The following is a 24,934-nucleotide window of genomic DNA, read 5'->3' on the forward strand; positions in this document are numbered from 1 at the left end:
TGCGCTCAGTGGCGAGGTTCGAGGAGGGCCTCCGCGATCTGGTCGGCAACCCACTGCGCCCGGGCCGGGGTGAGCCGGCCGTAGCCGACGACCAGGGCCGGCGAGTGGACCCGAGTGGTGTACCGGGAGAGGCCGACGGTGGCGATCCCGCGGCCCGCAAGGTGCTCGGCGATCTTGTGGTCGTGAAACCCGGTGGGCAGGGGGACCAGCAGGTGCAGGCCTGCGGCGATGCCTTGTACAGGACCGCAGTCCCGGATGACGGTGTGGCTGCCCAACGCGGCGACGAGGGCGTCGCGGCGGGCCCGGTAGGTCTTGCGCGCGCGGCGTAGGTGTTTGTCGTAGTCGCCGGTGTCGGCGAGCCTGGCGAAAGTGAGCTGATCGAGGGTGCTGGGGCCTGCGGCTGCGGCATCGAGGGCGTCGAGCAGCGGCTGGCGCAGTGCGGGCGGCGGGACCATCCAGCCCAGGCGCAGCCCTGGATGCAGGGTCTTGCTGACCGAGCCCAGATAGATCACGCGGTTGCGGTCGAGGCCGGCCAGCGCGCCGATGGGTCTGCGGTCGTAGCGGAACTCGGCGTCGTAGTCGTCTTCTACGATCACGGAGTCACGCTGCGCGGCCCAGGCGAGCAAAGCCCGCCGGCGTGCCGGGGACAGGGCCGTGCCGGTGGGAAACTGGTGGGCCGGTGCACACAGCACCGCCTGGGTGCCCGTTCGATGCAGCATCTCGACGTCGAGGCCCTCGGCGTCCACGGCGACCGGCTCGGTGGACAGGCCTGCGGCGGCGGCGACCTGGTGCAGACGGGACCAGCCAGGTTCCTCGACGGCCAGGTGCTGCACCCCGCGTGCGGCCAGGACCCGCGCCACGAGCGCCACCCCATGTGACGTGCCACAGGTGATGAGCACCTCGTCAGCCTCGGCCTTCATTCCGCGTACCCGGTTCAGGTAGGCGGCGACGACCTCCCGCAACCGCTGCGTTCCTGCCGCCGGTGGGAAGACCGCCGATGTCCCGTCGGAGGTGGTGAGGACCTGCTGCAGGGACCGGATCCACGCGGATGCGGGGAAGGCGGCCACATCCGGGGCGCCCGGCCGCAGGTCGGCCACCACCGGCAGCGGGGCAGCCGACCGGGGTACTGCTGTCCGGACCGGGTCGCGCGTGGCCGGACGGGCGGTGACACGTGTGCCTGAGCCCTGCCGTGTCTGCAGTTGGCCCTCGGCGGCGAGTTGGGTGTACGCCTCGTTGACGACCCACCGGGAACAGCCGAGTTCGGCGGCCAACGCGCGGCTCGGGGGCAGCAGGTGGCCCGGTGCCAGGCGGCCCTCCACGATTGCGGCCCTGATCGCGCTCGTCAAGCGCTCGTGCAGCGGCCCCCTGGCCTCGGCCAGCTCGACGAGGAGGCCCGTCGCCTGATTGGTCCGGTGAATATCCACAGAAAAGGACTGTAGTACCGGACCATTCGTCTCTACCGTCGTCCTTACCGCTGGTGGCCATAAGCCCCCGCACCACGAACAGGAGCACCACCCCAATGCAGCACACCACCTCCGACGCATTGACAGTCATCGCCCAGTTGCGGGCCAGGCCCGGCAAGGAGGAGGCTCTTCGCGAGGCGCTCACAGCGCTCGTGAGACCCACGTCGTGCGAGCCGGGCTGCGTCACCTACGACCTGCACGTCGATGTGGACGATCCAGCCTCGTTCTGCTTCTACGAAATCTGGCGCAGCCGTGCCGAGCACGCGGCCAACCTCGAGACCGCACACCTACAGGACTTCGCGGCCCGACTGGACGATCTCCTCGATGGTGAGCTTCACGTCAGATTTCTACGCCGCATCGCGGAATCTGCCTCCGCGAGTCCGGTGATGCAAGGCTGACTTGTCCCCAGGACAGGAGTGTCCGATCAACGGCCCTTTCTCACCGCTGGCCATCGACGACGTGGCCGGTGAGCGGAGCGGATCCTGGTGCGGGCGCGAACGCCGGAGGATCTGGTAGTTGTGGATCTGGTGCCAGCGCTCAAGGGTGGTCTGTGCGCGGGGTTTGCCGTAAGGGGCGTTTCCAGTACCGCGGCCCAGCAGCTGCCGTGCGCCTTCACCCCAGGGCGGCTTCGCACAAGCTGTGCCACAGACGCCACCTGTCGCCAGTCTCTGCAAAGTGACCCTGTGGTGGCATGGCACCGTATACGGGCTCCCGGCGGCACTGCGGCATAGCCGTTCTTGCGTGCTGAGCCGCTTGAGCCGGCGGCGCGTGGCGGGTTACAGCTTGGTGTCCTCCCACTCTCCGGGCTGGTGGTAGATCTTCTGCAGCAGCTCGGCGAAGGCGTCTCGCTCCAGGAGCAGGCCGTTGTACTGCAGCGGGATCCGCTTGCCGTTGATCAGCGCGGTGGGTGTACCGGGGCCTTCGGGCTCCTGTACTCCCCCGGCCTTCTCGTAGGCCTTCTGGGAGTCGGTGACGAAGCCGCGGTACTTCATGGACGTCACCGCCGCATCGAACTCCGGGCCGCGCAGACCCTTGACCTTGCCGGCCAGTTGAAGCAGGTAGGCATCCGTGTAGCCGTCGGTGCTCTCCTCGGGCTGGTTGGCGTAGAGCACCTCGTGGTACTCCACGAACTTGCCTTCCTCCAGCGCCGCCCGCAGCGCGTTGACCGCCTTCTTCGACCCGGTGCCGCCGACCCGGTCATCCAGGAAGGAGGCGAGGGTGTACTCGGCTCTGACCTTGCGGTCGAGCATCGCTTCCCGCAGTTGCGGACCACCGCCGGCGGTCTCGAACTCCTCGCAGTACGGACAGCGGGGATCCTCATGCAGGTGCACTGTCACCGGCGCGTCGGGATCTCCGACCGTGATGGTGGTGCCGTCCGCACCGAGTTTCTCCGGCAGTTCCTCTGTGCTCTCGAAGTCAGGCCCGTACCGCGCGTGTCGCTGCCCACACCCCACCAACATCAGCACTGCGGCCGCGCACGCCACAGCCCACCGCCCCTTACGCACCATGCGTCATTCCCTCCCCTTGAGAACAGGGCGAACTTAGATCATCCGTACGACAAGCGCACCAGGAATACCCCTCGCCAGGCCCGCCCCGCGGGTTCTCTGCCGGCGCAGTCTCCGGTCCGCGTGTCTGGTGTGGTTGCGCAGCGAGGGCGATGGTTTCCCTGCTCCCGTCGTCGCGGCCCATCAGGCGGCGCTCACGGTGGAGCCAAGTCGCTTCCACGGCCCCGTGTAGGCGGCGCCGGGCGAGGTGGAGCTCGGGCAGAGGTGTGGGCGGGGACGGGCACGCGCCCCTGTCGTCCGTGTCCACCGTCTACAGCGCTGACCGTCCGTTGCGGCCGCCCAGCGCCGCCTCGTGCACCGCACGTCGAGCGTGCATCGCGCGTACCAGACGCGTGCATCGCGCATACCCGCCGCCCGGCAGAATGCGTCCGCCCAGGGCCCCGCCCCATGGAAGCGGGGTGCGGCGGCGCACAGTCGCATCAGCCGTGCAGGTCAGCGATGTCGGCCACTGTCGGACGGCGCCAGGGCGACGCCGGTGCGGCAGCACCGCGGTGTTCAGCCGCCGGCGTCGCGGCTCCCCCACTCGGGACACCATCGGGGGCCCACCAGGCCGGGCGGTCCCTCCTCACGCTGACGCCCAAGGCGTACGCGGGCACCGGCGTCCAAGCCGTCCACCCCGGCCAGTAGCCGTCCGGGAGACATCCGCCTGGGTCGTCCCCTCCGCCTCGGCATCAGCCTGTTTAGCCCGCACCACTACGCCGGGAGCGGCACCGCCGGCTTCTTCTGCGCGGTTGTGGGCTCACGGCCGCCCCGGCCTGGCCCTGTTCGGGCGTACCAGTCACTCGTCGTGGTCCCGTGCCTCGGCACTGGCCGAACTGCCATGCGCGACCGCGGACTTGGCACGGCTCGCGGAGCTTTCCCGACGACTGGAAGCCCTGTTCTGAGGACCCGGGCGATCTGCTCGACCCCTTCTACGCTGCCGTTGCCGCCCCCCGGCCGCAGCACCAACGGCATCACCTCCCCCATCAAGGCACCGCGGGCCAAAAGGGCCGGCAGGAGCTCCTGGGCAGCGCTGCTGCCCACACTGAACGCTCCACCGAGAAATGAAGGCACCGACCATGCCCGAACAGCGCCGTTCCGACGTCGACTGGACCAACGAGAGCAACGAAGATCGTCATCGCGCAGCCCGGCGACCGGCACGCTATGACCCTGGCCGAGGCCCAGGCGGTCATCGGCTAGCTAGGCCGGCGGGAAAGCAAGGGCGATGAGTTCACCGACCGACCTGCGCGCCCGTGCCGCCAAGCTGGAAAGCCGCGTTCCGCCGAACCTTTCACGGCGCTCGACCGGGCCGTGGGGCAGTGACTGTCCGACCTTCGCGGCCGCGGCGCCCTCGACGGCCCCCTGGCGGGAAGACCGCGCTCGAGGAGACGGTCGTAGGGGAACCCGCAGTGGCCGACGGACTGGCAGTGGCCCCCACCGGGGCGGTACTGACGCGGCTGCTCCGCGGTCGACGGTTCACCGCCATGGTGCGTGCTGTTACGTCGCGGAGCCAGCGTCGTGTCCCAGCGAGTTGCCTCCTGCCCGCGGTCCGTAGGGGGCGCCGGTACTGTCCGGCGCCGGCGCCCGTTCGCCTTGCAGCGGTTTCAGGAGCGAGCCGGCTCGGGCGACCCGCACCCCTGAGGGGTGGGGGGCCACTCGCTGTTCGGCCGTGGCAGGCGCGCTGTCCTTCTGACCGCGGTTCGCCGTCTCAGTTCACGGTGAAGTAGTAGTCGTAGGGAGCCAGTTGGGTGCCCGAACTGGTGGTCGCGTAGACCATAAGGTCGTAGAAGCCGTCGGTGGCAGGGATCCAGTCGACGCTCGCGGAGAGGTCGTCGCCCGCGGTGACCGTGACCTCGGGTCCCCCGTTGAAGGTATACGTGTAGGCGGCGACGTCCTTGACCTTGGGCGCGAACGTGAAGGAGCCCCGGACACCTGCTCCGCCACCCGGACCGTTCTCGGGGTAGACGTCCGAAACGACCGTGGGAGTCGTGTCGTAGGTGCTGCTCCACCGGCCCATGTCGGAGACCCAGCCGTCCGCGCTTTTGCTGGTCACTTGGACAGCCTCGCCGTAGATGCCGTCCAGGACCACCGTCACCTTCGCCGTGCCGTCCGTCTCCGCCGCCACCTCGACGGGCTTGCCGTAGATCTGACCGCCGATAGTGTCGACGGAGTAGCTGACGACCGGATTCCTGGACTGGAGTCCTGGCGCGGGCCGGAGCGTGAACTCGGTCGGCTCTCCGAACTCGGGCGATGGGACGGCCGGGGTGACGCTTGGTGCCGTGGGGCCGACGAAGAACATGTAGCTGGTGATCTCCGAAGTGTTGAAGGCCCGGTCCAGGCTTCGCACCCACAGGGTCTTCGGACCCGAGCCGCTCGGCGGCACCAGGCTGACCGTGGCTGAACCGCCGGGGACGTCGGCGCGCATGAAGTTTTGGGGATTCGAGTACGGGTCCACGACCTGCGGAATGCCGTGATCGCCGATGTTGACAGTGCCGATGATCGGGAGGGGCTGAAGCCAGGCGTACTCGAATCCGGTGACATCGTCGTCGCCGCCGGCGCTCAGGGTGAACTCGGCCGGTGCGCCACCCGGGTTGGACACGTCCGGCGGGTAGTTGGCCGAGGAGATGGTGGGCCCGGTCACGGGAGGGGTGTTGTCGATCGTGACGTAGCAGGTGGCCGACCAGTCCGAGGCCGTGTCGTCGGCCACCGTCTGTGTCTGCCACGCGTAGGTCTGCCCGTCGGCGAGCACAGCGGCCGGCAGAGTGGCCGGGGCCTCGATGCCGGGGAGCGCGTTGAGACGGGTGACCGTGGTGATGCTGCTCGGGCTGACGACCGGCCAGACCCGGTACTGCGCGGTAACGAGGGAGTTGCCGGCGGTGTCGGTGGTTCCCGGGATGCCCTCGACGTCGAGACCCGTGGCTGCCGAGACATATGTGGGTCGGTCCGCGTCGGTCGAGCAGTTCTTGTGGCTGTTGAACAGATCAGTGGGCACCGTGGGAGTCCTGCCGACCGCGCTCGCGCGCGACGCGGTGACGGTCAGGGCCAGGGTCAGTCCGACGGCTCCCAGAAATGCGAGAACGGCACGCGATCGCGTGCCGAAACACATAGTCAAGTGTGACCTCCAATGCCTCCGATATGCACTGATGTTCGAGCGTCGGCATCGTACGAGGTGGCTCAGACCGGCGCACGAGGATTTATGAGAGCGCAACGGAACACGGGTCGTGCCGGTCGGACTGCGCCGCGTCATCGGGCAGGTGAAGAAAGCATTCGGGTTGGGCCGCCCCAAGTTCTACGAGCTGGTTCGGGCCGGGAAGTTCCCGTGCAAGGTCATCCCGGCGGGACGCACCTACCGCGTCGTGACCGCCGACCTGCTCCGCGTCTCGGAATCCAGCGGACGCCGAGCCCCTGGAGACCACCGAGCACGCCCCGGCGGCTGACGGCCGCCCAGACCAGCGGGCCCGGCTTCCCCCCTCCCCTCTGGAAGCCGGGCCTGCTGCCATACCGGCTCAAGGCCGGCGGAACACCTGCGTGGGCCTGAACGGCCGCTCAGGGGCGGGCGGCAGGACAGAGAACCGCGAGAGAGAAACACGCTCCGCCGCATCCCGCGAGTCTGACTCCTGCCCGGCCGCAGCGTGATCCTCGGCTACACCCGGGGGGACGCACTGGTGACCGTCCCACTCCAGCGTCCCACGAGGGGCGCCCGGGTCGACATGGCCACCGCGCTCGGGGCCTTCACCAAGGGGAACGGCCTTGCGGTTACCGGGCTTAGGCCGGTGGGCCTCACGGCGCGCAGCCCACTCGTCCAACGGCTCGTCATCCACGTCCGGGTCGGTGGTGCAGGAGCTGGTCCCAGCGCTCGAGCGCCGGGAGGGGGCGCTGGTGGCCGTCGAGGAAGGCCTCCTGTCCGCAGGAGGTCGTGACCCTTCTCTGCGCTAACCAGCGGCGCAGGTGACTGGTCTATCCGCTGTGGGCTCGCGTGGGAGAGAGTGCCCACGCCCCTCTTCGCTCTCAGCTCTGCCTTGCTCGGAGACCGGACTCTATGGGCCGAGTGCGATCGGAGGGTCGGCGAGAGCTTGGTCCACGGACCGTCAACGACGGCGCGCGGTCAGCAACCAGACGAGATCGATCACTGCGATTGCCCCCCAGATCCAGCAGACGACGGCGCCTCCAGTCGGCGTCAGCGCCGTGGCGAGGGCACCCAACCCGACGGTGCCCAGCACTACCCCGACGCTGCGTCCCGATGTCAGTGACGCGCCCAGTGGACCCGGTTCAGTCAGCCGGTCGGCCAGGTAGGCATCGAAGGCTTCCGCGACCTGGTCGTCGATCTCGTCCCGCGTCCGGGCATCCAACGAGTCAGACATGGACGGCCGCCCGTTGCACCACGGCTGGCTGAACGGAAGCCACCCCTGGCGGCCGCAGCGCGGCGACAGCGCACAATATCGCCAGGGGCAGCTCCAGCGTGCAGGCCAGCGCCAATGGGAAGACCACGTCTCGCCCGGCCGTCACGACGTCGAACCATGCGTCGACCAGTAACAACACGGCCGTCGCGATCGACGCCAGCGGCGCCCGGTGGTCACTACGCCGCACCAGCACCGCCGACGTCAGTAGACCGGCGATCTCCAACGCATCGAAGCCGACCCAGGCGACCCGCCAGTGCTGCGCCGGATAGGCGTCTGGCAGCGTCGTGCACAGCACCGCGAGCCACGGCACCAGTGCCACCCCCGCAGCCAGTAACGCCCTCCCGACCAGGTCTTCCCGCATCTCAACCCCCAGCGTCCGGGCACCTGCTGGCGCCCTCCCGAACCAAGGTAGCGATTGCAGAGATATTCTGCAAACAATCTCTGCAATGACTGCAGAGAGTCTCTGCAGTACGCTGGTCGGCATGGTCGAGCGCAGTGAGAAGAGAGTGCTCACCGGCCCGGACCTCAAAGCCTTTTACAAGGCCCTGTCCAACCCGGTGCGCCGCGACATCCTGAGCTACCTCGGAGAGCACGGCGAAGCGAACTCCACCAGCGTGGCCAAAGCGCTCGGCGAAAGTACCGGCACCACCAGCTACCACCTGCGCAAGCTCGCCGACCTTAAGTTGATCGCCGAGATCGAGGAGCGGTCCGCCGGCCGGGAACGCTGGTGGAAGTCGCTCATGACGGACATCTTCACGCCGCCGGGCCTAGAGTTGACGGCCGACGAACGCGAGGCCGCGGTGAAGATCGGCGCACTCAAGATGACCCATGACCTGAGCCTGGTCGTGAGCGCGTACGCCGGGTACGACTCCTCCTCAGGCTGGAACCAGATCTACCGCGCCGGATTGCGGATGACGAAGGAGCAGGTCGCCACGTTCGTCGAGGAGTACCAGGCGCTTCTGCGCAAATACCTGACGGAGCCCGGTGACCACCCACCCGACTCACGGCAAATGGCTGTACGGCTGGTAGTTGTGCCCGACGAAGGCCCCCGGCCCACCCTGCCAACCGAGCCGGACAACGATTAGCGCCGCACCAGACCACAGAGTCCTGGCAGCGAGGTCAGCCCAGGGCAATGACACCACCCTCGCTTCGGCCGTCTTGGGCTCGCAGACGTTCGGCCTGCCGCTTCTCGTCGTACCTGACGCAGGCTTCTCTGAGCTTGCCAGTTCCGGCCCCTCGATGCCCTCCAAAGCCTCGATAGAGTCGGGGCAGCCGCCACCGACAACGGGGGTTTGCCCAGATGGTCCTGGGCAAACCCCCGCGCTGCCGGGGTCAGCTGCGCCAGCGTCCGAGCCAGCCGCCGGCCTTCGAGTCCTGCGCCGCCGCCGCCTCCTGGCACTCCTGCTTCTGGCACTCGTGTTCGGCCTGTTCCGCCTGTCGCGCCGCCTCGTGGACGCGCGCCTTGCAGTCGTCGCACAGGTGCGGGTGGCTGTCCCCGCGGCCCCAGTCGACCGCGCTGCTGGCCTTCCACCGGTCGTCGGTGAACTTGGTCCCGCAGTCGGTGCACACCGGGCGCTGAGCCTCGCGTTCGGCGGCTTTCTGCGCGAGACGGCGCCGCCCCACTTCGGCACGGCGGGCGAGGCCTGCATCCCGGCGAGGGTTGCCGATCGCGTCCCAGAGGTTCTGGTCGACGTCGCGGCCGAAGCGCCAGAACGCGGGCCCGGTCGGGCCGTGCTCGCGCAGCGGCTCCAGCGTGGTCGCCACGACCAGTGTCAGGCCGCGAGCGGCCTGACACTGGTCGTGGCGGGTGCCCGAGGTGCGGACGAGGTCGAGGAGGGCTCTGGGCGCTGCGGCGCCCTCCAGGGTGTGGCGGGGGGTTTGTGCCGTGCTGGCCAGGGCGTTGGCGGCGTATGCGCGCATCCACGTTATGCAGACCTGCCGCCCGCAAGCGGCCGGGCATTGCGCCGGGCCGGGCGGTAGTCGGACCTCCCATCAGCGTCTCCAACGGCGCCTCCCAGACCCGGTGACACCACCCCTCAGGTCATCGGTTCGACAGGGGGAACAGCCATGCCGGGCCCGGAGGCCAGCGGCCCTCTGGCAGGACCGCGGAAAACATAACGGGGGGCGGGGGGTGCGCTCAGGCGGTGACCGTCTCCGGCTGGGGGACCTCGCGGGCCCCCCGCTCGCCGAGCTGCTCGGTGGGGATCCTCACGGTCTCCCGGGCCGACAGCGCCGCGATCACCGGCGGCACGCACAGCGCCGCCGTGAACAGGGCGACGGAGGACCAGTCGTCCCCGTCCGGGCCGGCGATCTGCGCCGCGAAGGTGACGGCGAAACCGGCCACGGCGAAACCGATCTGGGTGCCGATCGCCATGCCCGACAGCCGCACCCGGGTTGAGAACATCTCGCCGTAGAAAGAGGGCCACACACCGTTCGCGGCGCTGTAGACCACGCCGAAGGCGAGGATGCCGAGAACCAGGATCAGCGGGTAGGAGCCGGTGGAGATCGCCCACAGGTACCCGGACATCGCCACCGCGCTGCCGACCGCGCCGATCAGGTACACCGGCCGGCGGCCGATGCGGTCGGAGAGCGTGGCCCACGCCGGGATGGCCCCCAGCGCGACCAGATTGGCGAGCGCGCCGACCCACAGCATCGAGGAACGGTCCATGCCCACCGCGTCGCTCGTCGCGTACGCCAGCGCCCACACGGTGAAGACGGTGCTGACCGAGGCGATCAGCGCGCCCCCGATCACCCGCAGCACATCCGCCCAGTGCTCACGCAGCAGCATGACCAGTGGCAGCTTCACGACCTCGCCGGTGGCCTGCTGCGCCTCGAAGGCCGGGGTCTCCTCCAGCTTCCGCCGGATCACGTAACCGACCGCGGCGACTGCGATGCTCATCCAGAACGGCACCCGCCAGCCCCACGACAGCAGCTGGTCCTCGGGCAGTGCCGCGACCGGGATGAAGACCAGGGTGGCCAGCAGCTGCCCGCCCTGGGTACCGCTCAGGGTGAAGCTGGTGAAGAAGCCGCGCCGGTGCGGTGGCGCGTGTTCGAGCGTCATGGAGTTGGCGCTGGCCTGCTCGCCGGCGGCGGACACCCCCTGCAGCACACGGCACAGGACCAGCAGGACCGGGGCGAGGGTGCCGACCTGGGCGCGGGTGGGCAGACAGCCGATCAGGAACGTCGACACGCCCATCAGGATGAGCGTGAACACCATGATCTTCTTACGGCCCAGACGGTCACCGAAGTGCCCGAGGAAGAGCGCTCCGACCGGCCGGGCCGCGTAGGCGACGCCGAAGGTGGCCAGCGACAGCAGGGTCGCGGTGGCCGGGTCCGACTCGTCGAAGAAGACCTTCGGGAAGATCAGCGCGGCCGCGCTGCCGTAGATGAAGAAGTCGTAGTACTCCAGGGCGCTCCCGATCCACGCCGCGGTGGCGGCTTTCTTCGGCTGGCCGGGGGGTGCTGCGGTGGGGACGGACACGGCGTGCTCCTTCGGGGGACTCCAACGTACGCAGGAGTGGGACAAAAGGGGAGAAGGGCCGGATCCCTGGGGTGCGGGGCGGCTGCGCCGGGTCGATCGTCCGGCTAATTAACCCACTGGATAGTTAGTAGCGGTTGGCCAGTGATGTTGCGCCGTTGTTTCGCCGCTGTCAATAGGTCTCGGCGGAAGGGAGGGGCGACGGTATGCGATCTGCCGTATGCGGGCTATCGGCGACTGCCGTCCGTCGACTGTCGTTTCGACCGCCGTCTGCTGAACGCATACGGCCGTCGACCGATCGCCGTCCCTCGCCTGCGGACCGTCAGCCGTCGACGGTCCGCAGGCCACCGCCGGGTTCCGTCGGTCCGCGGTCGGCGGGCCGCCCTCAGCCCCCCGCCCGCTCCGCCGTCAAATAGGCGATCACCATGTCCCCGAGCATGGCCCGGTAGTGCTCCCGCTGCGCCGGATCCACCAGGTCACGCCCGAACAGCGCCCCGAAGGTGTACCGGTTGGCCACCCGGAAGAAACAGAACGAGCTGATCATCGCGTGCAGGTCCACGGCGTCCACCTCGGCGGTGAACAGCCCGGACTCCCGGCCGGCGGCGAGGATGCGGCGGATGACGTCGAGCGCGGGTGAGCCGATCCGGCCGAGTTCCTCGGAGGCGGCGATGTGCTCGGCCTCGTGGATGTTCTCGATGCTGACCAGGCGGATGAAATCCGGGTGCTGCTCGTGATGGTCGAAGGTCAGCTCGGCCAGGCGTCGGATCGCCGCCACCGGGTCCAGGTGCTCGACGTCGAGCTGCTGCTCGGCTTCGCGGATCACGCCGTAGGCGCGCTCCAGGACGGCGGTGAACAGCTGCTCCTTGCCGCCGAAGTAGTAGTAGATCATCCGCTTGGTGGTGCTGGTGCGGGCGGCGATGTCGTCGACGCGGGCGCCGGCGTAGCCGACGCGGGCGAACTCGCGGGTCGCCACGTCCAGGATCTCGGCCTGGGTCCGGGCGGCGTCGCGCGTGCGCCCGTTGGATCGTGCCGGTTCGTCGACGCTGGTCATCGGGTTCCTTCGGGCGGCGTGGCTGCGGTGCAGCGATTCTAGGAGCCGTTCCCGTCCCGTGAGGCGTGAGGGGCTTCCCCGCCGGCCCGCAAGGATGCTATGACTAACTCACCAGTTCGTACATTAACCGGCCGCTCAGGAGGTCCCCCGTGATCAAGGACGTGACCAAGGACTCGTATCTCGTGGGTCTGATCGGTTCCGGGATCGGTCCCTCGCTCAGCCCGGCACTGCATGAAAGGGAGGCCGACCGGCAGGGGCTGCGCTATGTCTACCGGCTGATCGACCTCGACGTCCTCGGGGCCGCGCCGCAGGCGGTCGGCGACCTGGTGAGGGCCGCCCGTGACCTGGGCTTCGACGGGCTGAACATCACCCACCCGTGCAAGCAGCTGGTCATCGAGCACCTCGACGCGCTGTCCCCGCAGGCCGAGGCGCTCGGCGCGGTCAACACGGTCGTCTTCGAGGACGGGGGCCGGGCCGTCGGTCACAACACCGACGTCACCGGCTTCGCCGCGTCGTTCGCCCGCGGGCTGCCGGACGTCCCGCTGGAGCGGGTCGTGCAGCTGGGCGCGGGCGGCGCGGGCGCGGCCGTCGCGCACGCCACGCTCACCCTCGGCACCGGGCGGGTCACCGTCGTGGACGCGCTGCCCGAGCGGGCCGAGCGGCTCGCCGCCGCCCTGAACCGTCACTTCGGCGAGGGCCGGGCCGCCGCGTCGGGACTCGACCGGCTGCCCGGGATGCTCGCACACGCCGACGGCATCGTCCACGCCACCCCCACCGGCATGGCCGCCCACCCCGGCCTGCCCCTCTCCGCCGCGCTGCTGCGGCCGCAGCTGTGGGTCGCCGAGGTCGTCTACCGTCCCCTGGAGACCGAACTGCTGCACACCGCCCGTGCCCTCGGCTGCGCCACCCTCGACGGCGGCGGCATGGCCGCCTTCCAGGCAGCGGACGCGTTCCGCCTGTTCACCGGCCGGGAACCCGACAGCGCCCGCATGCTCGCCGACATCGCCGAACTGGCCGACGCCCTCCCCGCCCCCAAGTAGCCACGACCTCTCTGCCTCAGCCTCCCTGCCCTCTGCCTCCCGGCAGCCGCCGCCCCGCCGCCCCGCGAAGCGACCAGAATGAACCACGAGGTGCCCAGGTGCGTACGTCCATCGCCACCGTCTCCCTGAGCGGATCCCTCACCGAGAAGCTCGCGGCCGCCGCCCGCGCCGGCTTCGACGGCGTCGAGATCTTCGAGAACGACCTGCTCGCGAGCCCCCTCACCCCCGAGGACGTCCGCGCCCGCTGCGCGGATCTCGGGCTGACCGTCGACCTGTACCAGCCGATGCGCGACGTCGAGGCCGTCCCCGAGACCGAGTTCGCCCGGAACCTGCGCCGCGCCCGCCACAAGTTCGAGCTGATGGGCCGGCTCGGCGCGGACACCGTCCTGGTCTGCTCCAGCGTCTCTTCGCTCGCCGAGGACGACGACGCCCTCGCCGCCGAGCAGCTCGCCCGGCTCGCCGACCTCGCCCAGGACTTCGGTGTCCGGGTCGCCTACGAGGCGCTCGCATGGGGACGGCACGTCAGCACGTACGACCACGCCTGGCGCATCGTCGACACCGCCGGCCATCCCGCCCTCGGCACCTGTCTGGACAGCTTCCACATCCTGTCCCGCGGCTCCGACCCCAAGGACATCGAGGACATCCCCGGCGAGAAGATCTTCTTCCTTCAGCTGGCCGACGCCCCGCTGCTCGGCATGGACGTGCTCCAGTGGAGCCGCCATCACCGTTGCTTCCCGGGGCAGGGCGGATTCGATGTGGTGGATCTCGTACGCCGTGTATTGCGTACGGGATACGACGGCCCGCTCTCGCTAGAGGTCTTCAACGACGTCCTCCGCCAGGCCGAGGCCGGCCCCACCGCCGTCGACGCCCGCCGCTCCCTGCTGCTGCTCCAGGAGGAAGTCGGTGTCGCCGCCCTCCCCGCCCCGGTCACACCCACCGGGATCGCCTTCACCGAGCTCGTCACCCCCGACGCGGAACCCGTCGGCGCTCTCCTCGGCCGCCTCGGCTTCGCCCGCACCGCCCGCCACCGGCGCAAGCCCGTCGACCTGTGGGAGCAGGGAGACGCCCGGATCCTCGTCAACACCGGACCGACCGCCCTGCCCCACTCCCGGCTCCGCTCGCGCGGGGGGACACCCGTCGACGGCACCACCCTCGCCGCGATCGGCCTGGAGTCCCCGGACCCGGCCGCCGCCGCCCGCCGCGCCGAGGCCCTCCTCGCCCCCGTCCTGCCCCGCCGCCGCGCCGCCGCGGACGCCCCGCTCGACGCCGTCGCCGCCCCCGACGGCACCGAACTCTTCCTGTGCGCCACACACCGCCCTGCCCTGCCCGACTGGCGCGCCGACTTCGAGGACGACCCGCACACCCCGGCACCCGCCGGCGCCCTGTACGTCGACCATGTGGCGCTCACCCAGCCCTGGCACCAGTTCGACGAGGCCGTCCTCTTCCACCGAGGCGTCCTCGGACTCGACGCGCAGGAGAGCGTCGACGTCGCCGACCCCTACGGGCTGCTCCGCAGCCGGGCCGTGACCAGCGGCGACGGCGCCGTACGCTTCCCCCTCACCGTCGGTGCCGCCCCCGGCGACGACACCGCGCACGCCCGCCACATCGCGCTGGCCACCGACGACGTGGTCGCCGCCGCCCGCCGCTTCACCGCGGCCGGCGGACATCTGCTGCCGATCCCCGCGAACTACTACGACGACCTCGCCGCCCGCTTCGAGTTCGCCGACGGAGAGCTGGAGACCTACCGGAACCTCGGCATCCTCTACGACCAGGACGCGCACGGTACCTTCCGGCACTGCTACACCCGCACGGTGGGCCGCGTCTTCTTCGAACTCGTCCAGCGCGACGGCGGCTACCGGGGTTACGGCGCCGCCAACGCGCCGGTGCGGCTCGCCGCACAGCACACCGCCCGCTGACCGGCCGCCGCCGACCCGCCGCCGACCCGCCGCCGGCCGACGGCTGCCCTTCCGCCGCGCGGCGGACGGCTCACTGGCGGCTGACCGTCCGGGTCACGCCCGAGACGACCGTCGTGGCCAGGATCCAGCGGTGACGACGAGGAGGTACGACATCGTCCGATCCCCGCCGCTCGGCGCGAACGCGCCCTCCTGCCCGAACGAGATCACCGGCAGCAGCAGGTCCAGGGTGTAGAAGACGAGGTCGAACTCGGGTGCCTCGTCCGCCTTGAGCGGCGGCGGAGGGTGCCCGCGGCGTACACGATCAAGTCGGCGGCGAGCAGGGACAGCAGCCGGACGGCGGCGCGCGGCGGACGGAAGCCGTAGCCGACGGCAGCGTCCTGGAGGCGCAACCGGCTGAGCGCGCCCCGACCCTGGCCGCGGCCGCCCCGCCCATCCCTCTCTCCCTCACTCCATCCAAGGGACATGGGCAGAGCAGCCGCAACGGGGATGTTAGCGATCCGACCACGGCAGAACAGCGTAGTGACCTGTACGGATACGGGGACGGCCCTGCAGGCCACGCAACACTAGGCCGCCCGGTGCTCGGTCGTCGGCGTGCGGATTCGGGCTTGCCTGGCGGGCGGGCGTGTTCGTCAGTGGGGGCTGCTGCCGGCCGCTTCAAGGGGGATGCGGGCGGTGATGCGTTTGCCGACGGACTGCGGCTCGACGAACAGGACCTGGCTGACGACCTTCACGATCTCCAGGCCGTGCTGGCCGACTCGGTCAGGGTCGGCGGCGCGGGCCGCGGGCACGACCGGGTCGCTGTCCCACACAATGACGTCCACGACGTGGACGTTGATGCCCAGCTCGACCAGGACCGGGCCGGGGGCGTATTTGCAGGCGTTGGTGACCAGCTCACTGACCACCAGCTGGGTCAGATCGCGCGCGCGGGCGGACACCAGCACGGGGTAGTCGGCTTGGGCCTGGTTCAGGAAGGCGAGAGCGTGCCGACGGGCCTCGGCGATGCAGCCGGCGCCTCCGCTGAGCGCGTAACCTGCGCGGATCAGGTGCTCGACCTGCCCGCTATCGCCGTTTCCGTCGGCATGGGGTCCCCCTGGTGCCGCCCTCATGCTCCATTCACGCACGCCCGGCTACCCGCCCTCTCCGTATACATGCCTGCGCCATGCTGTCCGGCACCGACGCCTGTGCATCGGTCCGGGCGGGCGGGGCAGACTCATCCCCGCAGGCCCGAACGCGGGCGCGCCTAGAACCGTCGAGGACATGGTGAGCGACAACGACACAGCGGGCCGGCCGGAGCTCTTGATCGAAGAGCGCATCGTCGACGGGGTCCGTGTGGTGAGCGTGCGGGGCGAGATCGACCACGACGGCAAGGACAGGCTTCGCAGCGCCCTGCTGTCCTGCGACGGCACGGTGCCCGCGCGACTGGTGGTGGACCTCAGCGGCGTCTCGTTCATGGATTCCAGCGGCATCAACGTCTTCGTCGCCGCCCACCACGCCGCCACCGCCACCGACGGCTGGGTGCGGATCGCCGCGGCCCAGGAGCCCGTTCTGCGTGTCCTCGAGCTGGTCGGCGTTGACGCGATCATCGCCTGCCACCCGACCCTGGAACAGGCATTGCGCCCCTGAGCGGGTGCTACCCGGGCGAGCCCAGGGAGCCGTCCTGGCACCCGTGTCCGCGCACGGCAGCGTCCAGTACCCGACTCACCGACTCCGGCAACCGCTCGCGCCCCCGCGCCCAGGTGATCACCGATTCCGCGACCTCAAGCAGTCCGGTGTCGGTGTGCTACGACACCTCGCGCGGGAATCCCGAATCCCGCGGCGATCCGACGGTTCCGGCGCTCGGGCCCTCGTTGCCGGCGGCGATCACGAAGAGGGCGCCGGAGGAGGCGGACAGCTCGTTCACCGCCTGTTCGAGGGGGTCGTCACCGGGGCTGTCGGGGCCGCCCAGGCTGAGGTTGACCACGTCGGCACCCTGCGCGACGGCCCACTGCGCGCCGGCGATGACCCCGGACTCCTCGCCGTAGCCGCCGTCGTCGAGCACCTTGCCGCTGATCAGCCGTGCGCCCGGCGCGACCCCCTTGTACGTGCCCCCGGAGTGCGCGCCGGACCCCGCGACCGTGGACGCCACATGCGTGCCGTGACCCACCCGGTCGACCGTGTCAGCCGCCTCGGAGAAGTTCTTCGCCGCGTCGATACGGCCCTTCGGATCCGGGTGCGTGCCGTCGACTCCGGTGTCCAGCACGGCGACCTTGACGCCCGTGCCGTCGTACCCCGCCGCCCAGGCCTCGGGGGCACCGATCTGCGCGGTGCTCCGGTCGAGGGCCGCCTCGACCTTCCCATCGAGCCAGATCCTCTCGACCCGGTCGGCGGCGGCCGACCTCTTCCGCGCCGTCCCCCCCGCTGCCGGTGAGCGTCTGCGTCTCCCACAGGTCGGCGCCCTCGGACTTACGGGCCTTCAGCGCGTCCCCGTTGACGCTGGGCAGGTCGCGGCTGACCCGGGCTCCGGCGGCGGACAGCGTGCTGGGCCGGAGCAGCCCGGCGGACGGGACAACGAAACAGAGGGGGAAAGAGGCGCCCCTTCGCGAAGGGGCGCGGGGCGTACGGACTCAGACGAGCCGCTTACGACCCCAGAAGAAGAGGAACGCCACGACACCGGCGGTCAGGGCGAACAGAATCGACGCCCCGAACCACTGCATGGCGTTCATCTGCGATATCGGGAGGTACTGCACCGACCAGCCAACGACATCGGCCTTGTCCAGGCACATCTGCCGTGCCGCGTCGGTCGGCGACGTCGAACAGGTGCCCCAGCCCACCAGATCCCCGCTGCCGGTGACATACGACTCGTCGATTTGGTAGGCGCCGTGGGGGAGCGAGGGGGACGCGTCCTCGCCCGTGACACCCTTGTTCGTCGTGACCGTGACGACGTTGCCGAGCGACAGCAGGAAGTAGCCCCACACGAGCTGGAGGACGACGGTGAAACCGAAGGTGACCACCATGGCCGTCAGCGTGCGCCGTAGCACCACACCGATCGCCACCCCGCCGAAGACGGAGAAGAGGCTGAGGGCCACAGGCACCGGGCCCGTCGTGTTGAACGCGGCGCTCGAGGTCCAGTCCATGACCGTGGCCTCGGACTTGACGGGGTTCCACCACCAGCCGAACACCGCCGACAACACACCCGCGCTCACCACGACCACCAGTCCGGCCAGTGCCAGCTTCGTGGCGAGCCAGCGGGTCCGGCTCATGGACTGGGCGGCGACCAGCTTGGCGGTGCCGCTCTCCAGGTCGCCCGCGATGAGCGGGGCGCCGAGGAAGACGCCGAGCAGGATGGGTATCGCCTGGAGACCCACGGAGACGAAGGAGAACGCGTCGTTGTACTGCTGGAACCTGCCGCCCGCCTCGTCGAGGCTCTTGCCGGGATAGCCGTAACCGTCGAGGAAGTCGACCAGCTGGCCGCGCTGGTAGACGATCCAGGCCACGGAGAGCGCGGTGGCGGCGAGGATCGTCCAGAACGCGGCCCGGTGTTGGCGCCAGACCAGCCAGGTCATACCGCTGAGTCGGGGGCGCCGGTTGGCCTCCGTGGTGGTCGCGTTCATGGTCCCGTTCTTGCCGTCGCTCGTGGAGCCGGTCGAGGTGCTGGTCGAGCTGTGGGTGAAGGTGCTCATGCCGCCACCGCCCCGGTGCCGAACCCCTGGCCGTGGACCTGGGCGGTGGGGGTGATCAGCGGTGGTGCGTCGGATGAGCGGAGATAGGCGAGCAGGAGTTCCTCCATGTTCGGGGCGTTTACGTCCCAGGGGCCGGTGACCGGGCCCTCGGGGCGGATGAGCGCGGTGAACTGCCGTCCGCTGGTCCGGGACTCGACGAGGGTGTGGTGCCCGAGGGCGGGAGGCATGCCGTCACCCTCCATGGCGCCCGTGACCAGGGTGTGCACGGACATCAGCTCGTCCACGTCACCGGCGAGGCGCACTCCGCCGCCGGAGACGACGACGAGGTAGTCGCACACGTTCTCCAGTTCGGCGAGGACGTGGGTGGACATCAGCACGGTGGTGCCGCGCTCGGCGGCCTCGGCGAGGAGGGTGCCCATGATCTCGTGGCGCACGACCGGGTCGAGGTCCGACATCGGCTCGTCGAGCATCAGCAGGTCGGGGCGCTTTCCGAAGGCGAGGGCGATCGCGACGCGGGTGCGCTGGCCTCCGGAGAGGGTGCCGATCTTCGCGTCGAAGGGCACGTTGCCCGCGCGGACGATGTCCTCCGCGGCGCGCTGGTCCCAGCCGGGGTTCAGCTCCCGGCCCAGACGCAGGGTCTCCGCCACCGTGAAGCGGCGGAACAGGGGCTTCTCCTGGGCCAGGAACGCTGTGCGCCGACCGGACTCCACCGAGCCCGGAGCCCCACCGAACAGGCTGATCGAGCCGTTCGTCGGCTGCAGGATATGGGCCGCGATGCTCAGCAGCGTGGTCTTGCCCGCCCCGTTGGGTCCCACCAGGCCGCAGATCCGTCCCGCCGGGAGCCGGAAGGAGCAGTCCCGCAACGCCCAGCCCCGCCGGTAGCGCATCCCCAGCCCGTACGCCTCGATCGCCGGTTCCCCCGCGTACATACCTTCACTCACCTGTGCTCCTGGTTGTCGTGGCCCCCGTGGGCCCCGTTGCCGCAACGTTCCCGGCGGCGTACTGCTTCTCCATCGCCGACGTGACCAGCGCGGCCACGTCCTCCTGCTCCAGACCGGCCCCGGCCGCCTTCGACATCCACGCCACCAGCTCCGCGTACAGCGGCGAGTCGGTGCCCGTCTCGGGGCGGCCCAGCGTGCGGCGTACGAAGGTGCCCTGGCCCGGTCGCGGTTCGACCAGGCCCTCGCGCTCCAGCTCGCGGTACGCCTTGAGGGTGGTGTTCGGGTTGACCGTGCTGGTCTCGGCGACCTCCTTGGCGGTGGGCAGCCGGTCACCCGGCACGAGTACGCCCAGCCGGAGGGCTTGCTTGGTCTGCTGCACGATCTGCTGGAAGGCGGGGACCCCGCTCCGCCTGTCGATGCGGTACTCCACGATCACCACCATCATTCCACTACTTGATTAGTGAAATGATGGTGGAGGGATGCGAGGACGGTTGTCAATGCCGACCGGGGACGAGCAGAAGCGGGTGGGAGGCGCGCCGGCCGTCTTTTTGGGACATCAGCGGACAGGGGAACAAGGCATGTCCAGCAAGAGGATTCACTTGGCAGGAGGCTGTCCGGGATCGGACCGCCCGCTCAGACACTTGCGGGTCGCGCGCTGTTCGGCTTCTTCGCGGGCGAGGGCCTGCCGACATGACCGTCAGGTGATCGAGGCCGGGAGCGGCCCTCGGCGGTGGGAGTGCACCGCGGTCTCCACCCCCCGCCCTTGCATCTCCACCCGGTGACCAGCCTGGAGGCCGATGGCAGGGCCGGACGCCGCGGCGAGGGTGGGTGCATGACAGCGAACATCGTGATCATGCAGCTGGCGATCCTGGCCGTGGTGCTGGAGTCTGATCTCGGCCGCCGAAAGATCGGCTGGTTCCGGGTGGGCCGGCCGGTCGTCGGCGTCGCCGTTATCGTGCCGTTCTTCTTCACCTCGCTCCCCACCGGCGGGAACGATCTGCTTCTACAGGGCGCCGGCGCCCTGGCGGGGGCGGCGCTCGGGCTGTTCTCGGTCTGCCCGCTGCTGGTGTCCGTCGACCACCAAACGGATTGGCGACGCGGTTGGCCGTGGCAGCGCACCTCGCCCACCCCAGGCGGCCCCGCGGCCGTCAGCTGCTCGGGGGCCGGTTACGCGGCGGTCTGGATCGCTGTAACCACCGCCCGGTTCGGCTTCGCCTACGGCGCCCAGCACATCTTTCCGGTGGGGCTCGGCGTGTTCCTGACCACCCATCACCTGAGCGCCGCCGGTCTGACGAACGGCTTCGTCTTCCTGTCCGTGAGCATGAGCCTGTTCCGCAGCCTGGGGCTGTGGGTGCGAGGCCGCGCGCGTCTGGCCCAGGCCGGCCCGGTCCTGGGCGCAGCGTATGCGACGGGCGGTGCACGGTGATCCTCATACCGCTCCTCGGCCTGATCGTCGGCGCTGTCCGTGCGCTGCGGGAGCGTTCTTCAGGCACGCCGTCCTGGGATAATGCGGACCGATGAGTATCACCACAAGGTTCAGTCCGGCCGTGGACCACCCCGGGATCGGGCTGAGTGGCATGATTCCCGACCCACGGGCGCGGGCCATGGCCATGCTGGTGGGGCTGGGCGTGTCGATCTGGATCAACGTCGTCACGTTCCCCGCCGCCCCGGGGATCGTGGCGCCCGTCGCCTTGGCCGTCGCCGCGCTGGCTTGGCTCGTCCTGATCGTCGGCACCCGAGGTACTCACGTGGCCGCCGCGGTGATGTGCGCGGCCGGGGCGGTGCTCGCGGTCACTGATGCCAATGGGTTGATCTTCACCGGCGTCGCGGCGAGCATGGCCGCCGTCGCGTTCGATCCGGTCGACGCCCTCGTGATGTGCACCGCCGGTCCCGTCGCCTACTGCATCGCGGCGATCCCTCACGGACCGTTTCCCGGGCGCCTGTTGGGCACCGCCGCGGTGGTTCTCGCCGGGCTGGTGGCTGGTGCCAGGCGACGCGAGATCGACCAGCGTGCCCGACACAGCACCCTGGTCGCCACGGAACGCCGGCGTACCGAGCTCGCGCGGGCCGAGGCGAAACTCGCCGGTGAGCGCAACCGTCTGGGCCGCGAGCTGCACAACGTGCTCGCCCACACCCTCGGCGCCCTGTCGATCCAGCTCACCGCGATCGACACTCTCGCCCGCACCGACGTACAGCGCGAGAAGCTCATCACACAGATCGAGCTCGGCCACGAGCTGGTCAGCACGGGCCTGGACGAGGCACGCCAGGCCGTCCGCGCGCTGCGGGGCGAGGCCACGCCGCTGGCGGGGCAGCTCGAACGGCTCTGCGAACTCCATCAGGCAGAGCTCGAACTGGACGGTGGCCGGCAGGAGTTCGATGCCGAAATCGCGCTCGCGCTCTACCGGCTCGCCCAGGAAGCACTGACCAACGCCGCCAAACATGCCCCTGGCACGCGCGTGAGCGTGCGGGTCGGCTTCGGTACGCGGGACGTGACCGTACAGGTCGGCAATACGAGACCCGCCCCGGGCCCTGCCACGTCTGCGGCGCTGCGCGCGAGCGGCAGTGGGTTGGGGCTCCAGGGCATGAGGGAACGCGTCAAGCAGGCGGGCGGCGATCTCCAGGCGGGCCCCACGCCCGACGGCGGATGGCGAGTCGCCGCACGTATCCCCTACCGACGGGGCAACCCGGGCAACCTCAGCGACGGGAATGACCGATGAGCCCCACACCGATCTCCGTGATCATCGCCGACGACCATCGGGTCGTGCGCGAGGGCCTGGCCACCATCCTCGGCGCCGTCGACGGGGTGCACATCGCCGGACTGGCCGCGGACGGCGCTCAGGCCGTCGATCTCGCTGCCCGGCACGAGGCCGACGTGGTCTTGATGGATCTTCACATGCCCGGCACCGACGGTGTCGAGGCCACGCGCCGGCTCAGGGCCGAGCGTCCGGCCACGGCCGTCGTGGTACTCACCACCTATACCGACGACGACTCCATCCTCGCCGCACTCGAGGCCAGCGCCACCGGCTACCTGACCAAGAATGCCTCCGCCGCGGACATCCACCGCGCCATCGAGGCCGCCGCCTGCGGCCACACCATGCTCGACCCTCTTGCCGCCGCCCGCCTGATCCACGCCAGCCGCCGCAACGACCCGGGCCACACTGTGAAGAACGCGGCCCTCCCCGACGGCCTCACCGAACGCGAGGCCCAGGTGCTCGGCCTGGTCGCGCAGGGTCTGTCCAACGCGGAGATCGCCGCCCGGCTGTACCTGAGCCGCTCCACGGTGAAGACACATATCCATCAGATCTTCGCCAAGACCGGCAGCCGCGACCGTCCGCAGGCCATTGTGTACGCGCACCGGCATGGGATACACGCCGAGGAGGATCCGGCCCGGCGGAACGGGTGACGGGCCAGTCCTTCTGAGCTTCACGATCAACTCATTGCCCCTTTGACGCGTCTCCGGGTCACGGGTCAGCCCCGACCGGGAGTGTCCGCTCTGGGCTGACCCGCGCGTCGGGCAGCCGACGGTCCACAGATCACCGGCAGCGCCAACGAACCCGCTGCGGGCGAGCACGTCCCACTCACACTCGCGGGGGAAGCGACACGGACGGGTCCGACTCGAACGACAACGGGCCGAGCGTGCCGGGAGTGTAGGTGTGGCCAGGGCCGGGTCAGCCCTGCTCCTTCGCCCTCGCCGCGTAGACGGGCACGTACTCCTGGCCGGAGACCTCCGCTATGCACTGCATGATCAGGTCGGAGACGGCCCTTCGGGCACCGGCGTCAGCGGCGGAGCTCTCGTACAGGGAGAGGTCGACGGGCTTACCGAAGGCGACCTTGACCTTGGCCGGACGCGGAAGCACCCGCCCGGGCGGCAGGACGCGGTCGGTACCGCTCATGGCCACCGGCACCACGGGCGCGCCGGACTTGAGAGCCAGCCACGCCACGCCTGTCTTGGCCCGGTAGAGCCGGCCGTCCGGGGAGCGTGTGCCCTCGGGGTAGATGCAGAAGACACCGCCGTCCTTCACCACCCGAAGGCACGCGTCGAGCGAGGCTACCGCCGCACGTTGGTTCTCGCGGTCGACTGGCACCTGCCCACTGCCCCGCATGAAGGACGAGACGATCCGGGTCGGCCAGGGGCCTCCCCCAAAGTACTCCGCCTTCGCCATGAAGGTCACCTGTCGGTCCAGCACCAGCGGTAGGAAGGTGGAGTCCACGATGGACAGGTGGTTGGACGCGAGTATGACGCCGTTCGACTGCGGCACATTCTCCAGGCCCACGACTTCGAGCCGCGCCGCGGTACGCAGCACCGGTCCGGTCAGCCGCTTCAAGTGCTCATACATCAATGCCTCGTTCCTCTATGGCTCGTGCGCATCGCGCGTTGGCGCGACCCTCGTTCGCCCGCGGCGGCAAACTGGAACATGGCACGGCATTCCAGCGCATGCCGGACGTACGCGGTACCGAGCGCCTCCAACTGGCCGCGCGATGACGGAGTGCCACCAGTCATGCGCCGGCCCGGGCGCTCAGCAGGTTCACAACCGTCACCCGCAGCACCGGCTCGCCGCCCTGATCGAGAAGCTCGGCGAGCGTGCGCACGATGCCGCGTCGCGGATCGGAGCTCGACAGCCGGGTGTCGAGGGTTCGAAGGCGTAGGCGGAGCCGGTCGCCGGGGCGCACGGGCTTGAGCCAGCGCAGTTCGTCCACCCCGGGGCTGCCCAGACTCGCGACCTTCGACAGATAGTGCCTGGCGAACAGTTGCATCATCAGTGCGACGGTGTGCCAGCCGCTGGCGACCAGCCCGCCGAAGGGACCCTGCCGCGCGGCGACGGGATCGATATGGAAGGACTGAGGGTCGTAACGCGAGCTGAAGCCGACGATCTCCTCCTCGGTGACCGCAACGCTGCCGTACTCATACGTCGCACCCGCTGTGTAGTCCTCGAAGTACCGGTCGTCGATGGGGACCGTGAATCCGTCCATGCCCTGGTGTCCATTCATGTTGCTCCATGTTTACGAGCTCTGGGCAAAAGTCCTGAGGGGAGGAGGCCGCGGGCCACGACCGCGGCCATGAGCAGCAAGATGGTTCGCAGGGAGGCAGCAGCGCCTGCGCTGCGATGGCTACGCCGAGAGGTCGGGCCGATGTTCCTCGCGGTCCTTTTCAAGCCGACGACGGCTCCGGCGTACTCGCGTGGCGCGTCGCCCACGACCATTGCGGTGGCGGTGGCGGTGGCGGTGGCGGTGGCGGTGGCGGTCACCATGACGGCGACGAAGCCGAGCAGACCGACACAAGCAGTCGCAGATGCGGGAAACCCGGTACTGGTCCACTGGATCTGTGCCGGGCTCGCGGCGAGCGAACGCTGCAGGCTGGGCTGCGCCACCAGCAGAACGGTGCCGCCCAGTGCGACGGTCACCGCGCCGGCCACGCTGACGAGGCGGGAGGAGCGTCGCAGT

The 24,934-nt window shown here is 70.1% G+C and carries 26 protein-coding genes and 1 pseudogene; 9 read left to right on the forward strand and 18 right to left on the reverse strand.

Annotation, left to right across the window (positions count from 1 at the left end):
* Positions 1-5 precede the first annotated feature (5 nt).
* Positions 6-1,424, reverse strand: coding sequence for a MocR-like pyridoxine biosynthesis transcription factor PdxR (gene pdxR, locus OHS82_RS00850; protein ID WP_328432982.1), 1,419 nt, complete (start codon positions 1,422-1,424; stop codon positions 6-8).
* A 95-nt stretch (positions 1,425-1,519) separates the two neighbouring features.
* On the opposite strand from pdxR, the gene OHS82_RS00855 reads away from it, so the two are divergent.
* Positions 1,520-1,861, forward strand: coding sequence for a putative quinol monooxygenase (locus tag OHS82_RS00855; protein WP_328432983.1), 342 nt, complete (start codon positions 1,520-1,522; stop codon positions 1,859-1,861).
* Positions 1,862-2,239: 378 nt separating this feature from the next.
* On the opposite strand, the gene OHS82_RS00860 is transcribed toward OHS82_RS00855, so the two are convergent.
* Positions 2,240-2,971 carry a DsbA family protein gene (locus OHS82_RS00860; RefSeq protein WP_328432984.1) on the reverse strand — a complete coding sequence of 244 codons (732 nt, stop codon included), beginning with the start codon at positions 2,969-2,971 and terminating at the stop codon, positions 2,240-2,242.
* A gap of 1,744 nt (positions 2,972-4,715) precedes the next feature.
* Complete coding sequence (locus OHS82_RS00865; protein WP_328432985.1) at positions 4,716-5,999, reverse strand: hypothetical protein; 1,284 nt, start codon at positions 5,997-5,999, stop codon at positions 4,716-4,718.
* A gap of 229 nt (positions 6,000-6,228) precedes the next feature.
* On the opposite strand from OHS82_RS00865, the gene OHS82_RS00870 reads away from it, so the two are divergent.
* Positions 6,229-6,444, forward strand: coding sequence for a hypothetical protein (locus tag OHS82_RS00870; protein WP_328432986.1), 216 nt, complete (start codon positions 6,229-6,231; stop codon positions 6,442-6,444).
* A 69-nt stretch (positions 6,445-6,513) separates the two neighbouring features.
* Here the strand turns inward: OHS82_RS00870 and OHS82_RS43325 are convergent, their stop codons facing one another.
* The 3 genes from OHS82_RS43325 to OHS82_RS00880 all read right to left on the reverse strand — a co-directional run bounded on the left by OHS82_RS43325 (position 6,514) and on the right by OHS82_RS00880 (position 7,768).
* Entirely contained in the window at positions 6,514-6,828 is a 315-nt protein-coding gene (locus OHS82_RS43325) for a DUF6087 family protein (RefSeq protein ID WP_443041116.1), read from the reverse strand.
* 267 nt (positions 6,829-7,095) lie between these two features.
* On the reverse strand, positions 7,096-7,368 hold the full coding sequence (locus OHS82_RS00875; protein ID WP_328432987.1) for a hypothetical protein: 273 nt from the start codon (positions 7,366-7,368) through the stop codon (positions 7,096-7,098).
* The gene (locus OHS82_RS00880) at positions 7,361-7,768 is read right to left on the reverse strand and encodes a hypothetical protein (protein WP_328432988.1); all 408 of its coding nucleotides are present in this window, start codon (positions 7,766-7,768) and stop codon (positions 7,361-7,363) included. The genes OHS82_RS00875 and OHS82_RS00880 overlap by 8 nt, the downstream gene beginning before the upstream one ends.
* Positions 7,769-7,889: 121 nt before the next feature.
* Between OHS82_RS00880 and OHS82_RS00885 the strand changes: the two genes are divergently transcribed.
* Positions 7,890-8,492 carry an ArsR/SmtB family transcription factor gene (locus tag OHS82_RS00885; RefSeq protein WP_328432989.1) on the forward strand — a complete coding sequence of 201 codons (603 nt, stop codon included), beginning with the start codon at positions 7,890-7,892 and terminating at the stop codon, positions 8,490-8,492.
* Between the two features lie 247 nt (positions 8,493-8,739).
* Here OHS82_RS00885 and OHS82_RS00890 read toward each other — a convergent pair whose 3' ends face one another.
* The 3 genes from OHS82_RS00890 to OHS82_RS00900 form a co-directional block, all read right to left on the reverse strand.
* Positions 8,740-9,327: a hypothetical protein gene (locus OHS82_RS00890; RefSeq protein ID WP_328432990.1), complete on the reverse strand. Its 588-nt coding sequence runs from the start codon at positions 9,325-9,327 to the stop codon at positions 8,740-8,742.
* Positions 9,328-9,544: 217 nt separating this feature from the next.
* Positions 9,545-10,888, reverse strand: coding sequence for an MFS transporter (locus tag OHS82_RS00895; protein ID WP_328432991.1), 1,344 nt, complete (start codon positions 10,886-10,888; stop codon positions 9,545-9,547).
* A 382-nt stretch (positions 10,889-11,270) separates the two neighbouring features.
* Positions 11,271-11,936: a TetR/AcrR family transcriptional regulator gene (locus OHS82_RS00900; protein ID WP_328432992.1), complete on the reverse strand. Its 666-nt coding sequence runs from the start codon at positions 11,934-11,936 to the stop codon at positions 11,271-11,273.
* A 161-nt stretch (positions 11,937-12,097) separates the two neighbouring features.
* Here OHS82_RS00900 and OHS82_RS00905 point away from each other — a divergent pair, with 161 nt between their 5' ends.
* Positions 12,098-12,976, forward strand: a complete 879-nt coding sequence (locus OHS82_RS00905) for a shikimate dehydrogenase (protein WP_328436005.1) — start codon at positions 12,098-12,100, stop codon at positions 12,974-12,976.
* A 98-nt stretch (positions 12,977-13,074) separates the two neighbouring features.
* A complete protein-coding gene (locus OHS82_RS00910) occupies positions 13,075-14,892 on the forward strand; it encodes a bifunctional sugar phosphate isomerase/epimerase/4-hydroxyphenylpyruvate dioxygenase family protein (protein ID WP_328432993.1) in 1,818 nt (605 codons plus the stop codon).
* Between the two features lie 70 nt (positions 14,893-14,962).
* Here the strand turns inward: OHS82_RS00910 and OHS82_RS00915 are convergent.
* Positions 14,963-15,275, reverse strand: a pseudogene (locus OHS82_RS00915) (membrane-associated oxidoreductase); the annotation flags it as partial.
* Positions 15,276-15,521: 246 nt separating this feature from the next.
* A complete protein-coding gene (locus OHS82_RS00920) occupies positions 15,522-15,998 on the reverse strand; it encodes an ATP-binding protein (RefSeq protein ID WP_328432994.1) in 477 nt (158 codons plus the stop codon).
* Between the two features lie 151 nt (positions 15,999-16,149).
* Between OHS82_RS00920 and OHS82_RS00925 the strand changes: the two genes are divergently transcribed.
* Entirely contained in the window at positions 16,150-16,515 is a 366-nt protein-coding gene (locus OHS82_RS00925; RefSeq protein WP_328432995.1) for an STAS domain-containing protein, read from the forward strand.
* A gap of 157 nt (positions 16,516-16,672) precedes the next feature.
* Here the strand turns inward: OHS82_RS00925 and OHS82_RS00930 are convergent, their stop codons facing one another.
* From OHS82_RS00930 to OHS82_RS00945, 4 genes are all read right to left on the reverse strand, one after another.
* Positions 16,673-17,131: a S8 family serine peptidase gene (locus tag OHS82_RS00930; RefSeq protein WP_443061760.1), complete on the reverse strand. Its 459-nt coding sequence runs from the start codon at positions 17,129-17,131 to the stop codon at positions 16,673-16,675.
* Positions 17,132-17,495: 364 nt separating this feature from the next.
* On the reverse strand, positions 17,496-18,551 hold the full coding sequence (locus tag OHS82_RS00935) for an ABC transporter permease (RefSeq protein WP_328432996.1): 1,056 nt from the start codon (positions 18,549-18,551) through the stop codon (positions 17,496-17,498).
* Positions 18,548-19,480: an ABC transporter ATP-binding protein gene (locus tag OHS82_RS00940; RefSeq protein WP_328436006.1), complete on the reverse strand. Its 933-nt coding sequence runs from the start codon at positions 19,478-19,480 to the stop codon at positions 18,548-18,550. Before OHS82_RS00940 ends, OHS82_RS00935 begins: the two co-directional genes overlap by 4 nt.
* Before the next feature lie 4 nt (positions 19,481-19,484).
* A complete protein-coding gene (locus tag OHS82_RS00945) occupies positions 19,485-19,937 on the reverse strand; it encodes a GntR family transcriptional regulator (protein ID WP_328432997.1) in 453 nt (150 codons plus the stop codon).
* A 387-nt stretch (positions 19,938-20,324) separates the two neighbouring features.
* On the opposite strand from OHS82_RS00945, the gene OHS82_RS00950 reads away from it, so the two are divergent.
* The 3 genes from OHS82_RS00950 to OHS82_RS00960 all read left to right on the forward strand — a co-directional run bounded on the left by OHS82_RS00950 (position 20,325) and on the right by OHS82_RS00960 (position 22,895).
* Positions 20,325-20,918, forward strand: coding sequence for a hypothetical protein (locus tag OHS82_RS00950; RefSeq protein WP_328432998.1), 594 nt, complete (start codon positions 20,325-20,327; stop codon positions 20,916-20,918).
* Positions 20,919-21,096: 178 nt separating this feature from the next.
* On the forward strand, positions 21,097-22,209 hold the full coding sequence (locus OHS82_RS00955) for a sensor histidine kinase (RefSeq protein WP_328432999.1): 1,113 nt from the start codon (positions 21,097-21,099) through the stop codon (positions 22,207-22,209).
* Positions 22,206-22,895, forward strand: coding sequence for a response regulator transcription factor (locus tag OHS82_RS00960; RefSeq protein WP_328433000.1), 690 nt, complete (start codon positions 22,206-22,208; stop codon positions 22,893-22,895). The genes OHS82_RS00955 and OHS82_RS00960 overlap by 4 nt, the downstream gene beginning before the upstream one ends.
* 265 nt (positions 22,896-23,160) lie before the next feature.
* Here the strand turns inward: OHS82_RS00960 and OHS82_RS00965 are convergent, their stop codons facing one another.
* The 3 genes from OHS82_RS00965 to OHS82_RS00975 all read right to left on the reverse strand — a co-directional run bounded on the left by OHS82_RS00965 (position 23,161) and on the right by OHS82_RS00975 (position 24,894).
* On the reverse strand, positions 23,161-23,829 hold the full coding sequence (locus tag OHS82_RS00965) for a lysophospholipid acyltransferase family protein (protein WP_328433001.1): 669 nt from the start codon (positions 23,827-23,829) through the stop codon (positions 23,161-23,163).
* 160 nt (positions 23,830-23,989) lie between these two features.
* Positions 23,990-24,481: a MaoC family dehydratase gene (locus OHS82_RS00970; protein WP_328433002.1), complete on the reverse strand. Its 492-nt coding sequence runs from the start codon at positions 24,479-24,481 to the stop codon at positions 23,990-23,992.
* Positions 24,478-24,894 (reverse strand): hypothetical protein, encoded by a 417-nt coding sequence (locus tag OHS82_RS00975; RefSeq protein ID WP_328433003.1) that lies wholly within the window; start codon positions 24,892-24,894, stop codon positions 24,478-24,480. Before OHS82_RS00975 ends, OHS82_RS00970 begins: the two co-directional genes overlap by 4 nt.
* Positions 24,895-24,934 lie beyond the last annotated feature (40 nt).

Origin of the sequence: Streptomyces sp. NBC_00425, from assembly GCF_036030735.1 — a bacterium.
In the GTDB taxonomy this organism is placed as follows: domain Bacteria; phylum Actinomycetota; class Actinomycetes; order Streptomycetales; family Streptomycetaceae; genus Streptomyces.

Excerpts from the sequence above, each read along its gene's own strand:
- OHS82_RS00855 (WP_328432983.1), top strand. The coding sequence starts at position 1,520 with ATGCAGCACACCACCTCCGACGCATTGACAGTCATCGCCCAGTTGCGG.
- OHS82_RS00860 (WP_328432984.1), bottom strand. The coding sequence starts at position 2,971 with ATGGTGCGTAAGGGGCGGTGGGCTGTGGCGTGCGCGGCCGCAGTGCTG.
- OHS82_RS00875 (WP_328432987.1), bottom strand. The coding sequence starts at position 7,368 with ATGTCTGACTCGTTGGATGCCCGGACGCGGGACGAGATCGACGACCAG.
- OHS82_RS00880 (WP_328432988.1), bottom strand. The coding sequence starts at position 7,768 with ATGCGGGAAGACCTGGTCGGGAGGGCGTTACTGGCTGCGGGGGTGGCA.
- OHS82_RS00885 (WP_328432989.1), top strand. The coding sequence starts at position 7,890 with ATGGTCGAGCGCAGTGAGAAGAGAGTGCTCACCGGCCCGGACCTCAAA.
- OHS82_RS00890 (WP_328432990.1), bottom strand. The coding sequence starts at position 9,327 with ATGCGCGCATACGCCGCCAACGCCCTGGCCAGCACGGCACAAACCCCC.
- OHS82_RS00900 (WP_328432992.1), bottom strand. The coding sequence starts at position 11,936 with ATGACCAGCGTCGACGAACCGGCACGATCCAACGGGCGCACGCGCGAC.
- OHS82_RS00920 (WP_328432994.1), bottom strand. The coding sequence starts at position 15,998 with ATGAGGGCGGCACCAGGGGGACCCCATGCCGACGGAAACGGCGATAGC.
- OHS82_RS00925 (WP_328432995.1), top strand. The coding sequence starts at position 16,150 with ATGGTGAGCGACAACGACACAGCGGGCCGGCCGGAGCTCTTGATCGAA.
- OHS82_RS00935 (WP_328432996.1), bottom strand. The coding sequence starts at position 18,551 with ATGAGCACCTTCACCCACAGCTCGACCAGCACCTCGACCGGCTCCACG.
- OHS82_RS00940 (WP_328436006.1), bottom strand. The coding sequence starts at position 19,480 with ATGTACGCGGGGGAACCGGCGATCGAGGCGTACGGGCTGGGGATGCGC.
- OHS82_RS00945 (WP_328432997.1), bottom strand. The coding sequence starts at position 19,937 with ATGATGGTGGTGATCGTGGAGTACCGCATCGACAGGCGGAGCGGGGTC.
- OHS82_RS00950 (WP_328432998.1), top strand. The coding sequence starts at position 20,325 with ATGACAGCGAACATCGTGATCATGCAGCTGGCGATCCTGGCCGTGGTG.
- OHS82_RS00955 (WP_328432999.1), top strand. The coding sequence starts at position 21,097 with ATGGCCATGCTGGTGGGGCTGGGCGTGTCGATCTGGATCAACGTCGTC.
- OHS82_RS00960 (WP_328433000.1), top strand. The coding sequence starts at position 22,206 with ATGAGCCCCACACCGATCTCCGTGATCATCGCCGACGACCATCGGGTC.
- OHS82_RS00965 (WP_328433001.1), bottom strand. The coding sequence starts at position 23,829 with ATGTATGAGCACTTGAAGCGGCTGACCGGACCGGTGCTGCGTACCGCG.
- OHS82_RS00970 (WP_328433002.1), bottom strand. The coding sequence starts at position 24,481 with ATGAATGGACACCAGGGCATGGACGGATTCACGGTCCCCATCGACGAC.